The sequence below is a fragment of the Armatimonadota bacterium genome (assembly GCA_031459715.1).
In the GTDB taxonomy this organism is placed as follows: Bacteria; Sysuimicrobiota; Sysuimicrobiia; order Sysuimicrobiales; family Humicultoraceae; genus Humicultor; species Humicultor tengchongensis.
This window is the reverse complement of record JAVKIA010000014.1, coordinates 14053-35173: the sequence shown is the minus strand read 5'-3', so window position 1 is coordinate 35173 and position 21121 is coordinate 14053. Positions and strand designations below refer to the sequence as shown.

Genomic DNA, 21121 nt, shown 5'->3' with positions numbered 1-21121 from the left:
CCTGATGCGCGTCGCCATCGTCTCCGACGTGCACGCCAACCTGGAGGCGCTGGAGGTGGTGCTGGCCGACATCCGTCACCGCCAGTGCCAGCACGTGGTCTGCCTGGGCGACTTCGTCGGCTACGGACCCAACCCCAACGAGTGCGTCGAACGGCTCTCACCGCTGCTGCAGGGGCGGCACGTGGCCGGCAACCACGACTGGGCGGCGGTCGGCCGGCTGGACGTGGCGTTCTTCAACCCTTACGCGCGGGAGGCCATCCGCTGGACGCAGCGGGTGCTGCATCCGGCGGTGCGTCGCTACCTGGAGGCGCTGCCCACTCAGTGGTCGCAGGAGGGCGCCCTGCCGTTTCTGGCGGTGCACGCCAGCCCCCGCGACCCCGTCGAGGAGTACGTGCTGGATGGTGCCACGGCCCGGGAGAGTTTCCGCCAGCGCCAGTTCGCCCTTTGCTTCATCGGCCACACGCACATCCCCGCCGTCTTCCTGGCTGTGGACGACGAGGTGGAAGCGCGACCGTTCCGCGCCGGGGAGGAGGTCCGGCTGGAGGCGGGGGTGCGCTACGTGATCAACGTGGGCAGTGTGGGCCAACCGCGAGACGGCGACCCCCGGGCCTCCTACGCCATCCTGGATACTGCGGCCGGGGTGGTGCGTCTGGTCCGGCTGGAGTACCCGCTGGAGCGGACGCAGGAAAAGATGCTGGGCGAGGGACTCCCCCCCATCCTTGCCGAACGACTGAGCGTGGGGCGGTGAGCGGGGCGGGGAAGCCGATGGGGCGGATCTACACGCGGACGGGTGATGCGGGCACAACGGCGCTGCGCGGCGGCCGCCGCGTGCCCAAGAACCACCCCCGCGTGGAGGCGTACGGCGCGCTGGACGAGCTGAGTTCCACCCTGGGTGCGGCGCGGGCGTTTCTGCAGGACGCGGAGCTGCAGGCGGTGGTGGAGCGGATCCAGCGGGACCTGTTTGTCCTGGGAGCGGAGGTGGCCGCGCCGGGCCAGGCCGGGCCGCAGGTGGAAGAGGCCCAGGTCCTGGCCCTGGAGCGGGAGATCGACCGCCTGGACGCGGAGCTGCCGTCGCTGTCCACCTTCGTCCTCCCCGGCGGTCATCCCGCAGGGGCCCTGCTGCACCTGGCGCGCGCCGTCTGCCGCCGCGCGGAGCGCCGCATGGTGGCCCTGGCGCGCAGCGAAGTCCTCAACCCGGAGATCGTCCGCTACCTGAACCGGCTCTCCGACCTGCTCTTCGTCCTGGCGCGCGCGGTGAACCGGCGGGCGGAGGTGGGGGAGGTCCTGTGGCCAGGGGAAGGGTGAGCGGTGCCGCTGATCCGCTTTCTCTCCCGCAGTGACATCGAGCAGCTGGGTATCCCCGTGGCCGACGTCATCGCCGACCTGGAAGCGGCGTTTGCGGCCAAGGGGCGCGGGGAGGTGGAGATGCCGCCCAAACCCGGCATCCACCCCCGCCCCGACGCCTTCATCCATGCCATGCCCGCCTACGTCCGCTCCCGAGACCTGGCCGGGGTCAAGTGGGTCGCCGGATACCCCGACAACCCCTCCCGCGGCCTGCCTTACATCACCGGGCTGATGATCCTCAACGACCCGGCAACCGGACTGCCCCTGGCAGTGATGGACGCCACGTGGATCACAGCGGTGCGCACGGGGGCGGCCACGGCGGTGGCGGCCAGATATCTGGCGCGGCGCGAGGCGGCCACCCTGGCGGTGCTCGGCTGTGGCGTGCAGGCGCGGGCCAACCTGGACGCCTTGCTGGTGGTGCAGCCGCACCTGACCCGGGTCCTGGCCTACGATATCCGCCCGGAGGCGGCGGAGGCGTTCGCCCGCTACGGGCAGAGCCGGCACGGGGTGGGGGTGACGGTGTGCCGCGGCCCCCAGGAGGCGGTGCGCGGGGCGGAGATCATCGTCACGGCCACACCGATCCTCCGACACCCGGCCCCCGTGGTCCAGCCGGATTGGTTGCGCCCGGGCGCGATGGTGTGCACGCTGGACTTCGACGCCGCGGTGACCCCGGCCGCCTTCGCCGCCGCCGACCTCCTGTGCTCCGACGACGTGGCCCAGCTGGACTTCTACCGGCTGGACGGCTACTTCCGCGGGGTCCCCGACCGGGTGGTGGACCTGGGGGAGATCGTGGCCGGCCGGGCCAAGGGCCGGGAGCGGCCCGATGCGCGCATCATCACCATCAATCTGGGCCTGGCCCTGGAGGACGTGGTCACGGCGCAGCGGGTCCTGGAGGTGGCCCGAGCCGCCGGAGTGGGCCGGGACCTGGAGCTGTGACTGGGAGAGGGGTCTCTGTGGTCGAGGAGCAGCAGCCCCGCGACGTGCTGACTGTGGAGGAGGCGGCGGCATATCTGCAGATGCACAAGGCCACGATCTACAAGTACATCCGCCAGGGGCTGCTGCCCGCCGTCCGCCTGGGGAAGGTCTACCGGTTGCTGCGGCGGGACGTGGATGCCTTCCTGGAGACCATGAAGCAGGCGCCTCGGCGCTAGTGTTCTCCGTCGGCTGCGCCGGTGCGCCGACACGCAGAGCCTGGCCGTCCCAGGCTAGAGCCGGCCCAGCAGTGCCCGCTTTACCTCCTGGATCGCCCGGGTGACCTGGATGCCGCGGGGACAGGCGTCGGTGCAGTTGAATACCGTGCGGCAGCGGAAGACGCCCGACCGCTGGGCCAGGATGGTCAGCCGTTCCGCGGCCGCCTGGTCCCGGCTGTCGAAGATGAACCGGTGGGCGTTGACAATGGCCGCCGGTCCCACGTACTCCCCGTCCGCCCAGTAAATGGGGCAGGAGGTGGTGCAGGCGGCGCAGAGGATGCACTTGGTGGTGTCCTCGAAGCGCGCCCGCTCCTCCGGGGACTGCCGCCGCTCCCGGGCCGGCGGAGGGTCGTGGTTGATCAGGTAGGGCATAACCGCGCGGTACTGGGCGAAAAACGGCTCCATGTCCACCACCAGGTCCTTGATCACCGGCAGGCCGCGCAGGGGTTCCACGGTGATGCGGCGGCCTACGTCCCTGATCAGGACCTTGCAGGCCAGGCGGTTGCGGCCGTTGATCAGCATGGCATCCGAGCCGCAGATGCCGTGGGCGCAGGAGCGGCGCAGGGCCAGGCTGCCGTCCAGGTACCACTTGATGTGGTGGAGGCCGTCCAGCACCCGGTCGAAGGGGTCGGCCTCGATGTGGTAATCCGCCCAGTATGGATGAGGGTCGCGCTCGGGATTGAAGCGCCTGATCCGGAAGTGGACCTTCATCAGTAGGTGCGCTCCTTGGGCGGGAAGCGGGTGATCACCACCGGCTTGTAGCGGAAGGAGATGCGCCCGTCCTCCCCGCGGTAGACCAGGATGTGCTTCAGCCACTGGGCGTCGTCACGCCGGGGGTAGTCCTCCCGGTAGTGGGCGCCGCGGCTCTCGGTGCGGTGCAGGGCGGCGGCCACGGTGGCCTCGGCCAGGTCCAGAAGAAAGCCCAGCTCTATCGCCTCCAGCAGGTCCTGATTAAACCGCCTCCCCCGGTCGTCCAGCCTGGCCCGCCCATACCGCTCGCGCAGGGCGCGGAGGCCCTCGGCCGCCTCGGCCAGGCCACTGCCGCTGCGGAAGACGGAGACCTTGTCCATCATCAGGGCCTGCAGGTCGTCGCGGATGCGGGCCGGGGGTTCGCCCTGGCTACGGGCCTGCCACTCCCGCAGCTGCGCTTCCACAGTGGAGTGCGGATTTACCATCACAGGCTCCCGGGCGGCCTGGCGCAGGTACGCCGCCATGTGCCTTCCGGCGCGGCGGCCGAAGACCAGGATGTCTACCAGAGAGTTGGTCCCCAGGCGGTTGGCCCCGTGCACGGAGACGCAGGCGCACTCCCCGGCTGCGTAGAGACCGCGCAGCGGCGTACCTCGCTCGTCCACAATCACCTGGCCGTCGTTGTTGGTGGGGATACCTCCCATGGCGTAGTGCGCCGTGGGCACCACCGGCACCGGTTGCTCCGCCGGGTCGATGCCCAGGTAGGTGCGCACAAACTCGGTGATGTCGGGCAGCTTCTCCTCCAGGACCTTGCGCCCCAGGTGGCGGAAGTCCAGGTGCAGGAAGTCCTTCCCGTCGATGCCGTTGCCGGCGCGGATCTCCTGGTACATGACCCGGGAGATCATGTCCCGCGGGGCCAGGTCCTTGAGCGTGGGGGCGTAACGCTCCATGAAGCGTTCGCCGTGCCGGTTGAGCAGCACCGCTCCCTCGCCGCGCGCCGCCTCAGAGAGGAGGATGCCCAGGCGGTACAGGCCGGTGGGGTGGAACTGGAAAAACTCCATGTCCATGAGGGGGATGCCCCGCCGCCAGGCGATGGCCACGCCGTCGCCGGTGAGGGCGTGGGCGTTGCTGGTCACCCGGTAGAGGCGGCCGAAGCCGCCCGTGGCCAGCAGCACCGCCGGGGCGTGGAACGTGTGCAGCTCCCCGGTGCTGGTCTCGTAGGCGACGATGCCGCGGCAGGTCCCCTCATCCACCAGAAGGTCCAGCATCTGGAACTCGTTGAAGAAGCGGACATCGTGCCTGATGCACTGCTGGTAGAGGGTCTGCAGGATCATGTGCCCCGTGCGGTCGGCTGCGTGGCAGGCGCGGCGCACCGGGGCCTCGCCGAAGTTGCGGGTGTGGCCGCCGAAGCGGCGCTGGGCGATGCGCCCGTCGGGCGTGCGGTCGAAGGGCAGCCCCCAGTGCTCCAGCTCGTAGACCGTCTCCACCGCTTCCTGGCACATCAGCTCGGCCGCGTCCTGGTCCACCAGGTAGTCGCCGCCCTTGACGGTGTCAAAGGTGTGCCACTCCGGGTAGTCCTCCTCCAGGTTGCCCAGGGCGGCGCCTATCCCCCCCTGGGCCGTGCCTGTGTGCGAGCGCGGCGGGTAGAGCTTGCTGACCACGGCCACCCGCTGCCCGGCCAGCTCCAGGGCGGCGCGCAACCCAGCGCCCCCTGCGCCCACGATGACCGCGTCGAATGTGTGTTCAGTCACCGGCGCCCTCCGCGGTCACCCGCCGCCCCCACCGCTCAGGCCGGGTGTGGTCATCTTCTCCGCGTCCAGCAGCCGGTCCAGTTCGGCCTCGCTGAGGCCGGCACGCTCGCGGGCCACCTGGCGGATGGTCCGACCGCTCGCCGCCGCCTCCTGGGCGATCTCCGCCGCCCGGTCGTAGCCGATGGCGGGGGCCAGGGCCGTGGCCAGCATCAGTCCCTGCTCCACCAGCTCCGGGCCACGGGAGGTGGCCTGCAAACCCTGGATGCACTGCGCCGCGAAGTTCTCTGAGGCTGCAGCCAGCAGGGCGATGGACTGCAGGAGGTTGTGCCCCATCACCGGCATCATGGTGTTCAGCTCGAAGTTGCCCCACTGGTTCCCCAGGCCCACCACCAGGTCGTTGCCCTGGACCTGGGCGCAGACCTGGATCACCGACTCGGCGATCACCGGGTTGACCTTGCCGGGCATGATGGAGGAACCCGGCTGGACGGCCGGGAGCTGCAGCTCCGCCAGCCCGGCGCGCGGGCCGGAGCCCATCCAGCGAATGTCGTTGGCGATCTTCATCAGCGCCGTGGCATAGGCGCGCAGCGCTCCGGAGGCGAAGACCAGAGCGTCCAGGCAGGCCTGGGCCTGGAAGTGGTTGCTGCTCTCCCGCACCTCCACCCCGGTGAGCTCCGAAATGCGGGCGCAGGCGCGGCGGGCGAAGTCGGGGTGGGCGTTGATACCGGTGCCCACAGCCGTTCCACCCAGCGGCACCTCCCGCAGGTCCTCCTCCACCAGGCTCAGGCGCCGCAGCGCCCGCTCCACCTGCCCGGCGTAGCCCTCGAACTCCTGGCCCAGGCGGATGGGGGTGGCGTCCATCAGGTGGGTGCGCCCGGTCTTGACGATGGGGAAGAACTCCCTGGATTTGGCCGCCAGCGCGCGCTGCAGCGTCTGCAGGGCGGGGCGCAGCACCTGGTCCATCTGCTGCAGGACGCTCAGGTGGATCGCCGTGGGGATGACGTCGTTGCTGGACTGGCAAAGGTTCACGTGGTCGTTGGGGTGCACGGCCTTGCTCCCCCTGGGAAGCCCGAGGATCTCGGCGGCGCGGTTGGCGATGACCTCGTTGGCGTTGGTGTTGGTGGAGGTCCCCGACCCCGTCTGAAAGATGTCCAGGGGGAAGTGGGCGTCGAGGTACCCCTCCGCCACCTCCTGCGCCGCCTGGACGATGGCCTCGCCCAGACGCCGCTCCAGCAGGCCCAGCTCCATGTTTACCTCGGCGGCAGCCCGCTTGATCATCCCCAGGGCGTAGAGGAAGGGACGGGGGAAGCGCAGCCCGCTGATGGGGAAGTTGCGCACGGCCCGGGCGGTGGAGGCACCGTAGTACGCGTCCGCGGGGACGACCATCTCCCCCAGGGTGTCCCGTTCAATCCGCTGCCCGGTACTTTCCGTCTTCATGCTCTCTCCTCCCGGAGGACCCACCCCCTCCGGGGCGCTCCTCCCAGGACACCGTAGCACGCCCGGTGCCCGATCCGCCCGGGGCCGCCCGGGCGAGGTCTCCCGGCCGTCACTCCGGGCGGCCCGGTGCTGCGCCTACCCGGCGCCCGCAGCCCCCGGCTGGAAGGTGAACAAGACGAAGGCTCCCAGGAGGAAGAAGACCACCCCCAGGATCCAGATCGCGCCTTCGGCCAGCGCCCGCCATGCCCGTGCGTGGATGTAGTCGTCGCAGATGCCCCGCAGGCCCACCAGGCCGTGGCTGAGGGCGAAGGCCAGCAGAACCAGATCGTACACCCGCCAGAATGGCGCGGTCAGCCGCGTGGCCACGAACTGGAAGTCGATGCGGTCGGTTCCGGCGAGCACGTGCATGATGTAGAGGTGGCCCAGAACCAGGCCCAGGATGGCCACGGCGGAGACCCGCATGAAGAACCAGAGGTAGAGGGGGGCGCCGCCGCCGGGCCGGAGAGCGCGGGAGGGAATCACAGGCCCAAGAGCCTCCGCATGATCAGGAATCCCGCGGGCACGACCAGCACCACATACGCCGCCGCACCCACCCAGAGCATCGACCGGTGGTGACGGGCAGCGGCAGGCCAGGCGTCCAGGATGAGGACGACAATGCCGTTCAGGGCGTGGTAGACCACCGCCGCCACCAGCAGGAACTCCAGGGGCTTGAACCACAGCTGCTTGTAGATGTTCAGGGTGGAGTTGTAGGCGGCGGGGCCCAGGGTGAGGAGGGAGGTCTCGACGATGTGCAGGAGGAGGAAGAAGAGAACGGCCAGGCCGGTGATCCGGTGCAACGCCCAGGCCAGCATCCCGGGACCGCCGCGGTACATAGATTTTTGATTCGCCGGGCGGCGGCCCCAGCCCTCTCACTGCCCGGTTGCGCGGGCGTGCCCCCGTCCCGGCGCTGTCGGCCGCGCGGCCCAGATGGTATTCTGGCGGGTGGCCCCGATTCTGGAATGCCGGAGGATCCTATGCTTACCCTGGAGACTCTGACCCCCCCGCGGGATGGGGAGGCCATCCGCATCGTCGACGGCCGCCTGCAGGTGCCGTCCCGACCCATTATCCCCTTCATCGAGGGCGACGGCACCGGGCCGGACATCTGGCGGGCGGCGCGGCGGATCTTCGACGCCGCCGTGGAGAAGGCGTACGGCGGCGCCCGGCGCATCGTCTGGTTTGAGGTCTACGCCGGGGTGAAGGCGCACCGGGAGTTTGGCACCTGGCTGCCGGAGGACACCCTGCGCGCCTTCCAGCACTATGTCGTGGGCATCAAGGGCCCGCTGACCACACCGGTGGGCGGCGGCTTTCGCAGCCTGAACGTGGCCCTGCGCCAGCTCCTGGACCTCTACGCCTGCGTCCGCCCGGTGCGCTGGTTTCACAACGTTCCCTCCCCGGTGCGGCACCCGGAGAAGGTGAACGTGGTCATCTTCCGAGAGAACACCGAGGACATCTACGCCGGGCTGGAGCACCCCAGCGGCTCGCCGGAGGCGCGGCGATTGATCGACTTCGCCCGCGAGGCCTTCGGCTGGAGGGTACGGGAGGATGCAGGGGTAGGCCTGAAACCCATGAGCCCCTTCGGCTCCAAGCGGCTGGTGCGCAAGGCCATCCGTTACGCCATTGAACACAACCGGCGCTCGGTGACCCTGGTGCACAAAGGCAACATCATGAAGTACACCGAGGGGGCCTTCCGCGAGTGGGGCTATCAGGTCGCGCGGGAGGAGTTCCCGACGCAGACCATCACCTGGGAGGAGGTGGAGCGGGAGCACGGCGGCCGGGTGCCCCCGGGGAAGATCCTCATCCAGGACACCATCGCCGACGTCACCTTCCAGCACCTGCTCATTCGCCCGGAGCACTTCGACATCATCGCCACCGGCAACCTCAACGGTGACTACCTCTCCGACGCTGTGGCGGCGCAGGTGGGGGGCATCGGCATGGCCCCGGGCGGCAACTTCAGCGACTTCCACGCAGTCTTCGAGGCCACCCACGGCACCGCGCCCAAGTACGCCAACCAGGACAAGGTGAACCCGGGCTCCCTCACCCTCTCCGGGGTGATGATGCTGGAGTACCTGGGCTGGTCGGAGGCGGCAGACCTGATCACCCGCGGTCTGGAGCGGACCTTCCAGGAGAGGATCATGACCTACGACCTGGCCCGGCTGACGGCGGGTGCGCGGGAGGTACGCACCAGCGAGTTCGCCACGGCGGTGATCGAGCGGATGGCCTAGGAGAGGAGGGTGCGGATGAGTCGCCCCAAGGTTTCCATCATCGGTGCCGGGGCCGTGGGCACGGCCACGGCGCACTGGCTGGCCCAGAAGAACCTGGCGGACATCGTCCTCACCGACATCGTGGAAGGATTGCCCGAGGGGAAGGCGCTGGACATCCAGCAGGCGGGACCGATTGCTGGCTTCGATGTCCGCCTCAGCGGGACGTCCCGCGACTACGAGGAGACCGCCGGCTCGACGGTGGTGGTGATCACCGCCGGCGTCCCCCGCAAGCCGGGGATGACCCGGGAGCAGCTCATCGACGTCAACGCGGGGATCCTGCGCCAGGTGGTGGAGCAGGTAGTGTCGCGCTCCCCCGACGCGGTCTTCATCGTCCTGACCAATCCCCTGGATGCCATGACCTACCTGGCCTATAAGGTGTCGGGCCTGCCGCGGCAGCGGGTCCTGGGGCAGTCCGGCGCGCTGGACACTACCCGCTTCCGTACCTTCCTGGCCATGGAGCTGGGGATCTCCGTGCGGGACGTGGACGCCCTGGTCATCGGCGCGCACACCGACCGGGACATGATCCCCCTGGCCAGCCTGGCCACCGTGCGCGGTATCCCGGTGGGACGGCTGCTGCCTGAGGCGCGGCTGCAGGCGGTGGTGGCGCGCACGCGGCGGGGAGGCGCCGAGATTACCGAGCTGATGAAGCAAAGCGGGTTCACTGCTGCGGGGGCGGCGCTAGTGGAAATGGTAGAGGCGGTGCTGCTGGATCTGAAGCGGGTGATCCCCTGCTGCGTCTACCTGGAAGGCGAGTACGGGCAGCGCGACCTCTGCATCGGAGTGCCCGTGGTGGTCGGTGCCGGCGGGGTGGAGCGCATCCTGGAGGTACCCCTGAGTGACGCCGAGCAGCAGGCGTTTGTCTCCTCGGTGGCCGCGGTGCGGGAGATGCTGGCCAGCCTCAAGCTCTGAGCCGCAAGCGCGCAGGCCGGAGGACGGCCGTACGGCGTTCCCGGCACCTGGAAGAAGGAAGGCGGGCGGCAACGCGGATGAAGCTGCACGAATACCAGGCCAAGGCCCTCTTTGCCCGGTACGGCATCCCCACGCAGCCCGGGGCGGTAATCACCCGCCCCGAGGAGGTGGACGGGCTGGAGCTGCGCTACCCGGTGGTAGTCAAGGCGCAGGTGCTGGTGGGAGGGCGGGGCAAGGCGGGAGGGATCAGGCTGGCCAGTACGCCGGCGGAGGCGCGGCAGCACGCCGGGGACATCCTGGGGATGTCCATCAAGGGCGAGGTCGTCCGCCAGTTGCTGGTGGCCGAGGCGGCGGAGATTGAACGGGAGTACTACCTGGCCATCACCCTGGATCGCCAGGCCCGGCAGCTGGTGGCTGTGGCCTCGGCCGCCGGCGGCATCGACATTGAGGAGGTGGCGCGTACCACCCCCCGGGCCGTCGTCACCCGGCACATCGATCCGTTCCTGGGGTTTCAGCCCTTCCTAGCCCGCGAGCTGGCCGCGGCGGTCGGCCTGCGCGGTGATCTCCTTACCACCTTCGCCGCCATCGCCACCAGCCTCTATCGCCTGGCGGTGCAGGAGGAGGCCGAGCTGGCCGAGATCAACCCGCTGGCGGTGGCCGGTGGGAGGCTGCTGGCCGTGGACGCCAAGGTAATCCTGGACGACAGCGCTGCCTTCCGCCACCCCGACCGCCCGCCCTCGCAGGAGGAGACGGAGCTGGAGCGGGCGGCGCGGCAGGCCGATCTCTCCTATGTGGAACTGGACGGGGATCTGGCCATCATCGGCAACGGGGCGGGCCTGGTCATGTCCACCCTGGACGTGGTGGCACAGTTCGGTGGGCGACCGGCCAACTTCCTGGACGTGGGTGGCGGGGCCACCACCGAGAACATGGCCGCCGCCATGGAGATCGCGCTGCGCAAGCCGGGAGTGCGGGCGCTCTTCATCAACATCTTTGGCGGGATCACCCGCTGCGACCACATCGCCCGGGCCATCGTCGCCCGCCCCCTTCAGGTGCCGGTCGCCGTGCGCCTGACCGGAACCAACGAGGAGGAGGGCCGGAGGATCCTGGAGGCGGCGGGCATTCATGCCTTCGTCGATGCCGAGGAGGCCGCCCGGGAAGCAGTGCGGCTGGCCCGCCAGGCGGCGTCGTGAGGACGCCCCCGCATCCTTTCCGGACAATTCCCGCGCTCCTGCTGCTCCTGCTGGTAGCACTGCAGGCGGCCCCGGGGCTGGCCCGGCAGGCGCGCGCCGTGGTCATCCTCAGCTTCGACGGCATGCGCGCAGACGCCCTGCAGGGCGTCTGGCCGGAGGTGCTGCGCCGGCAGGCTGCGGCCTCCTGGTCGGCGCGCACGGTCCTGCCCAGCCTGACGCTTCCCGCCCACACCTCCATGGTCAGCGGCGTGGGGCCGGAGGTGCACGGGGTTCGCTTCAATGACTGGACCCCGGAGATGGGCCGGCTGACGCTGCCCACCATCTTCACCCGGGTGCGCGCAGCCGGCGGCGGGGTGGTGGTGCTGCTGGCCAAGCCTAAGCTGCGCTTCCTGGTCCCCGCAGACCTGCCGGCGGAGTGGCTGGCCTTTCCCCGCTACCGTCAGGCGGCGGTGTTGGAGCTGGCGGCGCAGCGCTTCCGCCAGGAGCGCCCCGCGCTGCTCTTCGTGCACGTCGCTGACCCGGACGACGCCGGCCACCGTCGGGGGTGGATGTCCGCCCCGTACCTGACCGTGGTGGGGGAGGTCCCCCTTCTGGTGGAGCGATTCCTGGAGCAGCTGCGGGCGGAGGGGGCTTGGGAGCAGACGCTAGTTCTCCTCACCTCCGACCACGGAGGGCACGGGGTGGTCCACGGCAGCGCCCGCCCGGAGGACGTGACCATCCCCTGGATCGCCCTGGGAGGCCTGGCCCGGGCCGGGGTGGAGCTGACGCAGCAGGTCATGATCTACGACACCGCGGCCACGACCCTGGCTGCCCTGGACCTGCCCGTGCCGCCGCAGTGGCAGGGGCGGCCGGTGCGCGAGGCGCTGGCCGCTATCCCTGCGGGGAGGTAGGACGGTGCCCATCCTGGTCGACGAGCACACCCGGGTCCTGGTCCAGGGGATCACCGGCTATCAGGCCGAGTTCCACACACAGCGCATGCTGGAGTTCGGCACGCGGGTGGTGGCGGGGACGCGGCCGGGGAAGGGCGGGACCACGGTGCACGGCGTGCCGGTCTTCGACACCGTGGCAGAGGCGGTGGCGCAGACGGGAGCGACGGCCTCCTGCATCTTCGTGCCCGCCCCCTTCGCCAAGGATGCCGCCCTGGAGGCCATCAGCCACCGGCTCGATCCGGTGGTCATCATCACCGAGCACGTTCCCGTGCACGACGCCGTCCTGGTGATGGCCTACGCCCGGACGCAGGGCGTGCACGTGGTGGGGCCCAACTGCCCCGGGGTGGCTTCGCCCGGCCGCTGCAAGATGGGCATCATGCCCAACCACCTCTTCCGCCAGGGACCGGTGGGTGTCGTCTCCCGCTCCGGGACCCTGACCTACGAGATCGTGGCGGCGCTCTCCCGCGCGGGCATCGGGCAGTCCACTGCGGTGGGACTGGGCGGCGACCCCGTTGTGGGGGTCAGTTTCCAGGAGGCGCTGGCGCTGTTCGCCCGGGACGCGCAGACGGAGGCCGTGGTGCTCATCGGGGAGATCGGCGGCAGCGCCGAGGAGGCGGCGGCGCGCTTCATCGCCTCCGGGTATCCCAAGCCGGTGGTGGCCTACATAGCCGGCCGCACCGCGCCGCCGGGCAAGCGCATGGGGCACGCCGGCGCCGTGATCTCCGGCAGCGAGGGGACGGCGGCGGCCAAGGTGGAGGCCTTGAGCAGGGCTGGTGTCGCCGTGGCGGAGCTGCCCAGCAGTGTGGTGGAGCTGGTGCGATGGCGGCTGACCGGATGATGGCCTAAGGGCGGCGCTCGACCCCGCGCCGTCCCCATGGGCTATAATTTGAGCGACATGACCAAACGGCTCTACCGGTCGCGCCGCGAGCGGATGCTGGCGGGAGTCTGTGGAGGGCTGGGGGCGTACTTCCACCTCGACCCCACCCTCATCCGCCTGGGCTGGGCGGTGACCACGCTGTTCACCGGCGTCTTCCCCGGCGTCTTCGCCTACCTCCTCTGCTGGCTGATCATCCCCGAGGAGCCGGAGGCGTGATCACCCGCTTCGTCCTCCGCTGGGCGTTCAACGGGGTGGCCATCTACCTGAGCACGCGGGTCATCCCGGGCATCCGCGTGGCCGACCCGGTGGTGGGCAACACCATCATCGCTGCCCTGATTCTGGGCGTGGTCAACGCCTTCATCCGCCCGGTGGTCTTGCTGCTGACGCTCCCGGTGAACATCCTCAGCCTGGGGCTGTTCACCCTGGTGGTGAATGCCCTGATGCTCTACCTGGTCCGGGCTGTCTTCCCGCCCTTCCAGCTCTCCGGATTCTGGTCTGCGGTCATAGGGGCGCTGCTCATTGCGGTCATCAGCACCGTCCTCAGTCACGTCCTCCGGCCGTAGCGCCCGGCGGGCGGCCGCGCCGCAGGAGGGGCTGGACCTCCAGGCGCTGCTGCGGCGCCGCGGCGGGAAGCGCGGCGTGGACGGTGTGCGCTTCCTCATCATCACCGGCCTCTCCGGCGCCGGCAAGTCCTACGCCATGCGCGTCTTTGAGGACCTGAACTTCTTCGTGGTGGACAACCTGCCCCCCGCGCTGCTGCCCAAGTTCGCCGACCTCTGCCTGCATTCCGATGGGAAGGTGCAGCGGGTGGCCGTGGTCATCGACATCCGCGGCGGCGAGTTCTTCGACGACCTCTTCCAAGCCCTGGGCCAGCTGCAGGAGCTGGGCGTCGACCACCAGATCCTCTTCCTGGACGCTTCCGACGAGGTGCTGGTGCGCCGCTTCAAGGAGACGCGGCGCAAGCACCCGCTGGCGCAGGGGCGCACGGTGCTCCAGGGCATCCGCGCGGAGCGACGTCGCCTGGAAGCGGTGAAGGAGCGGGCGGACAAGATCATCGACACCTCCGCGCTGACCGTGCACGACCTGCGCGAGGAGATCATCGCCACCTACGTGCGCGGGGAGCGGGCCGGGGCGCTGGAAGTCAGCATCATCTCCTTCGGCTACAAGTACGGCCTCCCCATGGACGCGGACCTGGTTTTCGACGTGCGCTTCCTGCCCAACCCGCACTATCTGCCGGCGCTGCGCCCGCTGCCTGGGGCCAGCCGGCCGGTGCGCGCCTACGTCCTGGGGCAGCCCGAGACCCGCACGTTTCTGCAGCACCTCTTCGAGATGGTGGACTACCTGCTGCCCCGGTTCGTGCAGGAGGGGAAGAGCCACCTTTCCATCGCTCTGGGCTGCACGGGCGGCAAGCACCGCTCCGTGGTGCTGGCCGATGAGCTCGGCGCTCACCTGCGCCGCCGCGGATACAAGGTGCGCGTGCACCACCGCGACGTGCGCAAGGAGTAGGCGGTGCGGGAACAGCTCAGGCGGTGGGCCCGCTGGCTGCGGCCCGGGCTGGGGCTCAAGCGTTGGGCCATGCTGCTGGCTGCGGGTGTGCTCCTGGCGGGGGTGGGTATGGCCCTGATCGCTGAGCTGGGCCCGCTGGCCCTCCTGCGGTGGTTGCTGCTGCACCTGGTGGATCGCCTGCTTCCCCTCTCAGGCACCTCCGCCTCCCTGGCCGCGGGCCTCCTCCTGCTGGCAGGCGGCGGGCTGCTGGTCCTGGTGGGGCTGCGCGGCACCCTGCGGTCCGTCGACCGGGTCCTCTTCCCCACGGGCCATCCCACCCTGGTGGAGGTGCTGCGGCAGCAGCGGCCGCTGGTCCGCGGGCCGAAGATCGTGGCCCTGGGCGGGGGCACCGGGCTGTCCACGCTGCTGCGCGGCCTGAAGCGTCACTCCACCAACATCACCGCCATCGTCACCGTCTTCGACGACGGAGGCAGCTCCGGCCGGCTGCGCCGCGACCTGGGGGTGCTGCCGCCGGGTGACCTGCGCGACTGCCTGGTGGCCCTGGCGGAGGCGGAGCCGCTGATGACCCGGCTCTTCCAGTACCGTTTCCCCGGTGGGGCCTTCGACGGGCACGCCTTCGGCAACCTCTTCATCGCCAGCCTGGCCGGGGTGACCGGCGACCTGGAGGAGGCCATCAAAGAGACCAGCAAGGTGCTGAACATCCGGGGCCGCGTCCTCCCGGCCACGCTGCAGGACGTGGTCCTCTGCGCGGAGTACGAGGACGGGAGCATCGTGGTCGGGGAGTCGCAGATCCCCCTGGCCCGGCGGCGCATCCGCCGCGTCTTCCTCCAGCCTGTGGAGGTGCCCGCGCTCCCCGAGGTGCTGGCGGCCATCGCCGAGGCCGACCTGATCGTCATCGGCCCGGGTAGCCTCTACACCAGTGTCATCCCCAATCTCCTGGTGCGCGGGGTGGCGGAGGCGGTGCGCCGCGCCGCGGCCCCTCGCCTCTACGTATGCAACGTGATGACCCAGCCCGGCGAGACCGACGGGTACACAGCCAGCGACCATGTGCGCGCGTTGCTTGCCGTCGCCGGGCCCGGTCTGGTCACGCATGTGCTGGTGAACACCCAGGCGCCGCGCAACGCCCACCTGCTGCGCCGCTACGTCGAGGAGGGGGCCTTGCCGGTACAGGCCGACCTGGTCCGGCTGCGCGGCCTGGGGATCGAGGTGGCGGGGGAGGCACTGATGAGCGAGGAGGAGCTGCTGCGCCACGATCCAGCGCGCCTGGCGGCGGCAGTGATGCGCCTGGTGCCCGCTGCGCCGCGGGCGCGGGTGTAGCCGTGCCCGTCCCCCCCGCCGAGCCCTACCGCATCAAGGTGGTCGAACCTCTCCGCCGCACCACGCGGGAAGAACGGCAGCGCCTGCTGGCCGAGGTCGGCTACAACCTCTTCCTCCTGCGGGCAGAGGACGTCACCATCGACCTGCTCACCGACAGCGGCACCGGCGCCATGAGCGACCGACAGTGGGGTGCGCTGATGACCGGGGACGAGTCCTACGCCGGAAGCCGGTCCTTCTACCACCTGCGGGATGCGGTGGCGGATGTCCTGGGCTTTCCCTATACCCTGCCGGCGCACCAGGGGCGTGGGGCGGAGCATCTCCTCTTCGCCGTGCTGGTGCGCCCCGGGCAGCACGTGATCGGCAACATGCACTTCGACACCACCCGCGGGCACATCGAGCACCGGGGCGGGATCGCTGACGACCTGCCGCTGGAAGAAGCCTATGATCCCACGCTGCTGGCGCCCTTCAAGGGCGACCTGGACGTGTCCCGGGCGGAGGCCCTCATGGCCGACGTGGGGCGGGAGGCGGTGGCGCTGATTCTGGTGACGGTGACCTGCAACGGGGCCGGCGGGCAGCCGGTCTCCCTGGCCAACCTGCGCGCCACCCGGATGCTGGCCGACCGCTACCAGGTGCCGCTCTTCCTGGACGCGGCGCGCATCGCGGAGAACGCCTACTTCATCCAGCAGCGGGAGACCGGGTACGCCCACCGTTCCGTCTCTGCCATCGTCCGGGAGATGTGCGATCTGGCCGACGGCTGCACCTTCAGCGGCAAGAAGGACGCCCTGGTGAACATCGGGGGGTTCCTGGCGGTGCGCGACGCCGAGCTCTACCAGCGGGCGGCCGCCCTGGCGGTGCTCTTCGAGGGGTTCCCCACCTACGGTGGGCTGGCCGGCCGGGACATGGAGGCCATGGCTGTGGGGCTTCGGGAGATGGTGGACGAGGAGTACCTGGCCTGGCGCGTGGGCCAGGTGGAGACGCTGGGCCACTGGATGGCGGAGGCGGGAGTGCCCATCCTCCAGCCCGTGGGCGGGCATGCGGTCTTCATCGACGCGCTGCGCTGCGTCCCCCACATTCCCCGGGCGCAGTATCCAGCGCAGGCGCTGGCCTGCGCGCTCTACGAGGATGGCGGGGTGCGCGGCGTGGAGATCGGCGCGGTCATGGCCGGCCGCGATCCGGCCACGGGCCAGGAGCGCTTCCCCCGGCTGGAGCTGGTTCGCCTGGCGGTGCCCCGGCGGGTGTACACGCAGTCGCACATGCGCCTGGTGGCGGAGACGGCGGGGCAGACCTGGCGGCGCCGCCAGGAGATCCACGGATTGCGCTTCATCTACGAACCGCCGCTCTTGCGTCACTTCACCGCGCGCTTCGCGCCGGCGGACATCCCCACACATTCTGAGGGGTAAGGGCGGGTTTGTGCCCAGGTTCAGCTACGGATCCAGTGCAGTTTGTTGACACGCCCAAATGCCCGCCCGTATGATGGGCGCGGCAACCGGGCCGGAGGCGGGCATGCTGCTGGACTGGCTGTACGTCGCGGTGTTCGCGGTGGTGGGAGTGGTCCTGGCGGGGCTGCCTCTGGCCCTGGTCTGGGCGCTGGCCCCGCGCGCGGAGTATCCGCAGAAGCACCTCACCTATGAGTCCGGCGTGGTCCCCTTCGGCCAGGCCTGGGCGCAGTTCAACATCCGCTACTACCTCTTCGCCCTGGTCTTCGTCCTCTTCGAGGTGGAGGTGATCTACCTCTTCCCCTGGGCGGTGGTCTTCCGCCACTTTATCACCCAGCGGCTGGGTGGGTTCGTCCTGACGGAGGCGGCGCTCTTCATCGTCATCCTGGGCATGGGGTTGCTCTACGCCTGGCGCAAGGGCGCCCTGGAATGGGTCTAGCCGCATGAGCTGGTTTGGGGAGATCCTCAAGGCGATCCTGGCCGCGGTCGCCGTCTTCACCTTCCTGGCCCTGGTAGGAGCCATGCTGGGAGTCTACCTGGAGCGCAAGATCAGCGGCTGGATCCAGTCGCGTTTGGGCCCCAAGCATGTGGGCCCGCAGGGCATCCTGCAGACCGTGGCCGACACGGTGAAGCTCCTGCAGAAGGAGAACATCGTCCCCGCCAGCGCCGACGCCCTCACCTTCAACGTGGCTCCCCTGCTGGCGGCGGTGGCCGGGTTGCTGGCCTGGATCATCATTCCCTTCGGCCCGCTCTTTGGCCGGGTCATCGTGGTGCGGGACATCAACATCGGCCTGCTGTTTTTCATCGCCATGGCCTCGCTCATCGTCATCGCCATCCTCCTGGGGGGGTGGTCCTCCAACAACAAGTACGCGCTTCTGGGCGGCTTCCGCTCCGCCTCCCAGATGATCTCCTACGAGATCCCCCTGGCCCTGGCAGTGCTGGTGCCGGTGATGATGGCGGGGACGCTATCCACAGTGGGCATCGTGGAGGCCCAGCGCGGCGGGTGGCTGGGGATCGGCAACTGGTTCATCTTCGGCCTGCCGGGCAACCGCTGGCTGCTCATTCCCGGGGTGCTGGCCTTCCTGCTGTTCTTCACCGCGGCCACGGCTGAGGTGAACCGGGTGCCCTTCGACCTCCCGGAGGCAGAGTCGGAGCTGGTCGCCGGCTACTTCTCGGAGTACACAGGGATGCGCTTCGCCCTCTTCCAGCTGGGGGAGTACGCCGAGGCCTTCGCCATGGCCGCCCTGACCACCGTCCTGTTCCTGGGCGGCTGGCACGGTCCGCTGCTGCCGGGAGTGGTGTGGTTTTTCATCAAGCTGTTCGCCCTGGTTTTCGTCCTCATGTGGGTGCGCTGGACCTACCCGCGTCTGCGGCTGGACCAGCTGCTCCACCTCTCCTGGAAGGGGCTCGTCCCCCTGGGGTTCGTGCTGGTGCTGGTGACGGGATGGCTGCTGGTCTAGGGGCGGGTGGAGGAGCCGCCAGCCGTGGGTGAGCTGGCCGCCTTCACCATCCTGGCCCTGGTCACGCTGCTGCCGGCGGTGGTCGTGGTGACCAGCCCCAACCTGGTGCGCGCTGCCATGTCGCTGATCCCCAGCCTCCTGGGGGTGACCGGACTGTTCGTACTGCTGCAGGCTGAGTTTGTGGCCGGAATCCAGATCCTCATCTACGCCGGGGCCATCGCCGTGCTCATTCTCTTTGTGATCATGCTGACGCAGGGGGGCACGGGGACGGCCGTGCGCCAGGCCAACGAGCAGCGGGTGGTGGGGGCGCTGGCCGCCGCCGCGCTGACCGCAGCGCTTCTGGCGCTGCTGCTGCGCACCGCCTGGCCTCTGGCAGCCGGCACCCTGCCCCGCTCCAACGTGTCGGCCGTGGGCAGCGCCTTCCTCACCACCTTCGTCCTGGCCTTCGAGATCAGCAGCGTGGTGCTGCTGGTTTCGCTGGTGGGCGCGCTGGTCATCGCCCGCCGGGAGCAGTAGGGGGCCAGGGCGATGACGGTGGGGCTGAACCACTACCTGGCCGTCAGTGCCCTGCTGTTCGGGCTGGGGCTCTACGGCATCCTCACCCGCCGCAACGCGGTGGCCATCCTCATGGGGATCGAGCTGATGCTTAACGCAGCCAACCTCAACCTGGTGGCCTTCAACCGCTACGTGGCCCCGGGGGCGCTGGCCGGGCACGTCTTCGCCCTGGTGATCATCACCCTGGCCGCCACCGAGGCGGCGGTGGGCCTGGCCCTGGTCATGGCCGTCTACCGCAACCTGGAGACGGTGCACGTGGACGAGATCAACCTGCTGAAATGGTGACCTTCCTCGCCTGGCTGATCCCCCTGCTGCCCTTCCTGGCCTTCTGGGTGATTGTCTTCTTCGGCCGGCGGCTGCCGGGGCAGGGCGCCTATGTGGCCATCGGCGCCATGCTGACCTCGGCAGTTGTGGCGCTGGCCGTCTTCTCCCGCGTCCTGGGCGGGGCCCTCCCCAGGTCCACCCTGGACTGGCTGGTGCTGGGAGGGCGGCATCTGGCCCTGGGGATTCAGGTGGACGCGCTGGGGGCGGTGATGCTGTTGGTGGTCACCGTGGTGGGGTCGGCCATCTTCATCTACTCCGTGGGCTACATGCACGGCGACCCGCGCTACCCCCGCTTCTTCGCCTACCTCTCCCTCTTCGCCGCCTCCATGCTGCTGCTGGTCCTGGCCGACAACTTCCTGTTCCTGTACGTGGGCTGGGAGCTGGTGGGGCTGTGCTCCTACCTGCTGATCGGCTTCTGGTTCGAGCGTCCCACTGCCGCCCGCGCCTCCATGAAGGCCTTCATCACCACCCGCGTCGGCGACGTCTTCTTCTTCGCCGGGATCCTCCTGCTCTTCTTCACCCTGGGGACGTTGCGCTTCGACCAGACCTTTGCCGCCGTGCAGGACGGCCGCCTGAGCCGGGGCATCCTGCTGGCGGCCGCCCTGCTGCTTTTCGGCGGGGCTGTGGGCAAGTCGGCACAGGTGCCGCTGCACGTCTGGCTGCCGGACGCCATGGAGGGGCCCACCCCTGTCTCCGCCCTGATCCACGCCGCCACCATGGTGGCCGCCGGGGTCTACATGGTGGCGCGCCTCTTCCTCCTCTTCGCCCAGACCCCGGAGCACACCGCGCTGACCGTGGTGGCCTGGGTGGGCGGGATCAGCGCCTTCATGGCCGCCACCATCGCCGTGGTGCAGGACGACATCAAGCGGGTGATGGCCTATTCCACCATCAGCCAGCTGGGCTACATGATGCTGGGCCTGGGGGTGCTGGGCTACGCCGCCGGGATCTTCCACCTGATGACCCACGCCTTCTTCAAGGCCCTCCTCTTCCTGGCAGCGGGCAGCGTCATCCACGCCATGGGGACCAATGACATGAAGCAGATGGGCGGCCTGGCCCGGGTGATGCCGTCCACCTACTGGACCATGCTTGTGGGCGGCCTGGCTCTGGCCGGGATCTTCCCCTTCGCCGGGTTCTGGTCCAAGGACGAGATCCTCACGGAGGCCTGGCACCACAGCCCACCGCTGTTCTACCTGGGAACGGTCACCTCGTTTGTCACCGCGTTCTACGTGATGCGCATGCTCTTCTACACCTTCCTGGGCGAACCGCGCTGGGCGGCCCACGGGGCCGGAGGCCACCACGGAACTGTCCATCCCCACGAGAGCCCGCGGGTGATGACCGCTCCGCTGTGGTTCCTGGCCTGCGGCGCCGCGCTGCTCGGCTTCCTGGGCGCGCCCTTCCTGGGGAACCCCTTCGGCCGCTTCCTCCGCGCCGGGGAACAGACGGCGGGGACCTTCGACCTGCGGATCGCCCTGGTCTCCACCGCCGTGGCCCTGGCCGGGATCGGCGCCGCCGCCGCCCTCTACCGCTGGCGCTGGACCTCGCCGGCGGCGGTGCGGCGGGCGTTTCAACCCTTCAGCACCTGGGCGGAGCGGAAGTACTACTTCGACGAGGTGTACCAGTGGACCGTCGTGCGCGGCACGGTGTGGACCTCCCGCGTGCTAAGGATATTCGACGTCTACGTGGTGGACGGATTGGTGAACCTCATCGGCGTGGCCCTGGTGGCCCTCACCCGGCTGTACCGCGTCTTCGACCTCTATGTGGTGGACGGGGTGGTCAACCTCATCGGTTGGGTGGCCAAGGCGCTGGGCGGCGCCCTGCGGGCCGTGCAGACGGGGCGCGCCGAGAACTACCTGCTGGTTATCGCCATCGGTGTCATCCTTCTCATCCTGGGAGGGCTGGTGCGATGAGGCGG

The 21121-nt window shown here is 69.9% G+C and carries 23 protein-coding genes and 1 pseudogene; 19 read left to right on the top strand and 5 right to left on the bottom strand.

Annotation, left to right across the window (positions count from 1 at the left end; genetic code table 11):
• Nucleotides 1-4: 4 nt before the first annotated feature.
• Genes QN152_07150 through QN152_07135 form a run of 4 tightly spaced genes read left to right on the top strand, consistent with a single transcriptional unit; the run spans nt 5 to nt 2495 of the window.
• Nucleotides 5-748 carry a metallophosphoesterase family protein gene (locus QN152_07150; GenBank protein ID MDR7539295.1) on the top strand — a complete coding sequence of 248 codons (744 nt, stop codon included), beginning with the start codon at nt 5-7 and terminating at the stop codon, nt 746-748.
• Nucleotides 749-765: 17 nt separating this feature from the next.
• Nucleotides 766-1305 carry a cob(I)yrinic acid a,c-diamide adenosyltransferase gene (locus QN152_07145; protein ID MDR7539294.1) on the top strand — a complete coding sequence of 180 codons (540 nt, stop codon included), beginning with the start codon at nt 766-768 and terminating at the stop codon, nt 1303-1305.
• 3 nt (nt 1306-1308) lie between these two features.
• A complete protein-coding gene (locus QN152_07140; protein ID MDR7539293.1) occupies nt 1309-2280 on the top strand; it encodes an ornithine cyclodeaminase family protein in 972 nt (323 codons plus the stop codon).
• Nucleotides 2281-2297: 17 nt separating this feature from the next.
• A complete protein-coding gene (locus QN152_07135; GenBank protein ID MDR7539292.1) occupies nt 2298-2495 on the top strand; it encodes a helix-turn-helix domain-containing protein in 198 nt (65 codons plus the stop codon).
• Nucleotides 2496-2549: 54 nt separating this feature from the next.
• Here the strand turns inward: QN152_07135 and QN152_07130 are convergent, their stop codons facing one another.
• The 5 genes and pseudogenes from QN152_07130 to sdhC form a co-directional block, all read right to left on the bottom strand.
• Nucleotides 2550-3245 (bottom strand): succinate dehydrogenase iron-sulfur subunit, encoded by a 696-nt coding sequence (locus tag QN152_07130; GenBank protein ID MDR7539291.1) that lies wholly within the window; start codon nt 3243-3245, stop codon nt 2550-2552.
• On the bottom strand, nt 3245-4972 hold the full coding sequence (sdhA, locus tag QN152_07125; protein MDR7539290.1) for a succinate dehydrogenase flavoprotein subunit: 1728 nt from the start codon (nt 4970-4972) through the stop codon (nt 3245-3247). The genes QN152_07130 and sdhA overlap by 1 nt, the downstream gene beginning before the upstream one ends.
• Nucleotides 4973-4987: 15 nt before the next feature.
• Nucleotides 4988-6406 (bottom strand): class II fumarate hydratase, encoded by a 1419-nt coding sequence (locus QN152_07120; protein ID MDR7539289.1) that lies wholly within the window; start codon nt 6404-6406, stop codon nt 4988-4990.
• Between the two features lie 135 nt (nt 6407-6541).
• Nucleotides 6542-6928 (bottom strand): succinate dehydrogenase, hydrophobic membrane anchor protein, encoded by a 387-nt coding sequence (gene sdhD / locus QN152_07115; protein MDR7539288.1) that lies wholly within the window; start codon nt 6926-6928, stop codon nt 6542-6544.
• Nucleotides 6925-7287: pseudogene (gene sdhC / locus QN152_07110) on the bottom strand (succinate dehydrogenase, cytochrome b556 subunit). The gene sdhD and the pseudogene sdhC overlap by 4 nt, the downstream one beginning before the upstream one ends.
• 132 nt (nt 7288-7419) lie before the next feature.
• Between sdhC and icd the strand changes: the two are divergent.
• The 15 genes from icd to nuoL all read left to right on the top strand — a co-directional run bounded on the left by icd (nt 7420) and on the right by nuoL (nt 21116).
• On the top strand, nt 7420-8667 hold the full coding sequence (gene icd, locus QN152_07105; GenBank protein ID MDR7539287.1) for an isocitrate dehydrogenase (NADP(+)): 1248 nt from the start codon (nt 7420-7422) through the stop codon (nt 8665-8667).
• A 15-nt stretch (nt 8668-8682) separates the two neighbouring features.
• Entirely contained in the window at nt 8683-9615 is a 933-nt protein-coding gene (gene mdh / locus QN152_07100; GenBank protein ID MDR7539286.1) for a malate dehydrogenase, read from the top strand.
• 77 nt (nt 9616-9692) lie between these two features.
• Entirely contained in the window at nt 9693-10805 is a 1113-nt protein-coding gene (gene sucC, locus QN152_07095) for an ADP-forming succinate--CoA ligase subunit beta (GenBank protein MDR7539285.1), read from the top strand.
• Entirely contained in the window at nt 10802-11695 is an 894-nt protein-coding gene (locus QN152_07090; GenBank protein MDR7539284.1) for an alkaline phosphatase, read from the top strand. The genes sucC and QN152_07090 overlap by 4 nt, the downstream gene beginning before the upstream one ends.
• Nucleotides 11696-11699: 4 nt before the next feature.
• Nucleotides 11700-12572, top strand: coding sequence for a succinate--CoA ligase subunit alpha (gene sucD, locus QN152_07085; GenBank protein MDR7539283.1), 873 nt, complete (start codon nt 11700-11702; stop codon nt 12570-12572).
• A gap of 57 nt (nt 12573-12629) precedes the next feature.
• On the top strand, nt 12630-12827 hold the full coding sequence (locus QN152_07080) for a PspC domain-containing protein (protein ID MDR7539282.1): 198 nt from the start codon (nt 12630-12632) through the stop codon (nt 12825-12827).
• A complete protein-coding gene (locus QN152_07075) occupies nt 12824-13174 on the top strand; it encodes a phage holin family protein (protein ID MDR7539281.1) in 351 nt (116 codons plus the stop codon). Before QN152_07080 ends, QN152_07075 begins: the two co-directional genes overlap by 4 nt.
• Before the next feature lie 76 nt (nt 13175-13250).
• A complete protein-coding gene (rapZ, locus tag QN152_07070; protein ID MDR7539280.1) occupies nt 13251-14117 on the top strand; it encodes an RNase adapter RapZ in 867 nt (288 codons plus the stop codon).
• A 3-nt stretch (nt 14118-14120) separates the two neighbouring features.
• Nucleotides 14121-15434 carry a YvcK family protein gene (locus tag QN152_07065; protein MDR7539279.1) on the top strand — a complete coding sequence of 438 codons (1314 nt, stop codon included), beginning with the start codon at nt 14121-14123 and terminating at the stop codon, nt 15432-15434.
• A gap of 2 nt (nt 15435-15436) precedes the next feature.
• Nucleotides 15437-16834, top strand: a complete 1398-nt coding sequence (locus QN152_07060; protein MDR7539278.1) for a tryptophanase — start codon at nt 15437-15439, stop codon at nt 16832-16834.
• A 103-nt stretch (nt 16835-16937) separates the two neighbouring features.
• Nucleotides 16938-17309: an NADH-quinone oxidoreductase subunit A gene (locus tag QN152_07055; protein ID MDR7539277.1), complete on the top strand. Its 372-nt coding sequence runs from the start codon at nt 16938-16940 to the stop codon at nt 17307-17309.
• Between the two features lie 4 nt (nt 17310-17313).
• Entirely contained in the window at nt 17314-18330 is a 1017-nt protein-coding gene (gene nuoH, locus QN152_07050; protein MDR7539276.1) for an NADH-quinone oxidoreductase subunit NuoH, read from the top strand.
• Between the two features lie 24 nt (nt 18331-18354).
• Nucleotides 18355-18846, top strand: a complete 492-nt coding sequence (locus tag QN152_07045; GenBank protein MDR7539275.1) for an NADH-quinone oxidoreductase subunit J — start codon at nt 18355-18357, stop codon at nt 18844-18846.
• Nucleotides 18847-18858: 12 nt separating this feature from the next.
• Nucleotides 18859-19170: an NADH-quinone oxidoreductase subunit NuoK gene (gene nuoK, locus QN152_07040; GenBank protein ID MDR7539274.1), complete on the top strand. Its 312-nt coding sequence runs from the start codon at nt 18859-18861 to the stop codon at nt 19168-19170.
• On the top strand, nt 19164-21116 hold the full coding sequence (nuoL, locus tag QN152_07035; GenBank protein ID MDR7539273.1) for an NADH-quinone oxidoreductase subunit L: 1953 nt from the start codon (nt 19164-19166) through the stop codon (nt 21114-21116). The genes nuoK and nuoL overlap by 7 nt, the downstream gene beginning before the upstream one ends.
• The last annotated feature ends 5 nt before the right edge of the window (nt 21117-21121 follow it).

Coding starts and splice junctions, on each gene's coding strand:
- icd (MDR7539287.1), top strand. CDS start 7,420: ATGCTTACCCTGGAGACTCTGACCCCCCCGCGGGATGGGGAGGCCATC.
- nuoK (MDR7539274.1), top strand. CDS start 18,859: ATGACGGTGGGGCTGAACCACTACCTGGCCGTCAGTGCCCTGCTGTTC.
- nuoH (MDR7539276.1), top strand. CDS start 17,314: ATGAGCTGGTTTGGGGAGATCCTCAAGGCGATCCTGGCCGCGGTCGCC.
- QN152_07150 (MDR7539295.1), top strand. CDS start 5: ATGCGCGTCGCCATCGTCTCCGACGTGCACGCCAACCTGGAGGCGCTG.
- QN152_07120 (MDR7539289.1), bottom strand. CDS start 6,406: ATGAAGACGGAAAGTACCGGGCAGCGGATTGAACGGGACACCCTGGGG.
- QN152_07145 (MDR7539294.1), top strand. CDS start 766: ATGGGGCGGATCTACACGCGGACGGGTGATGCGGGCACAACGGCGCTG.
- sucC (MDR7539285.1), top strand. CDS start 9,693: ATGAAGCTGCACGAATACCAGGCCAAGGCCCTCTTTGCCCGGTACGGC.
- QN152_07055 (MDR7539277.1), top strand. CDS start 16,938: ATGCTGCTGGACTGGCTGTACGTCGCGGTGTTCGCGGTGGTGGGAGTG.
- QN152_07130 (MDR7539291.1), bottom strand. CDS start 3,245: ATGAAGGTCCACTTCCGGATCAGGCGCTTCAATCCCGAGCGCGACCCT.
- QN152_07080 (MDR7539282.1), top strand. CDS start 12,630: ATGACCAAACGGCTCTACCGGTCGCGCCGCGAGCGGATGCTGGCGGGA.
- mdh (MDR7539286.1), top strand. CDS start 8,683: ATGAGTCGCCCCAAGGTTTCCATCATCGGTGCCGGGGCCGTGGGCACG.
- nuoL (MDR7539273.1), top strand. CDS start 19,164: ATGGTGACCTTCCTCGCCTGGCTGATCCCCCTGCTGCCCTTCCTGGCC.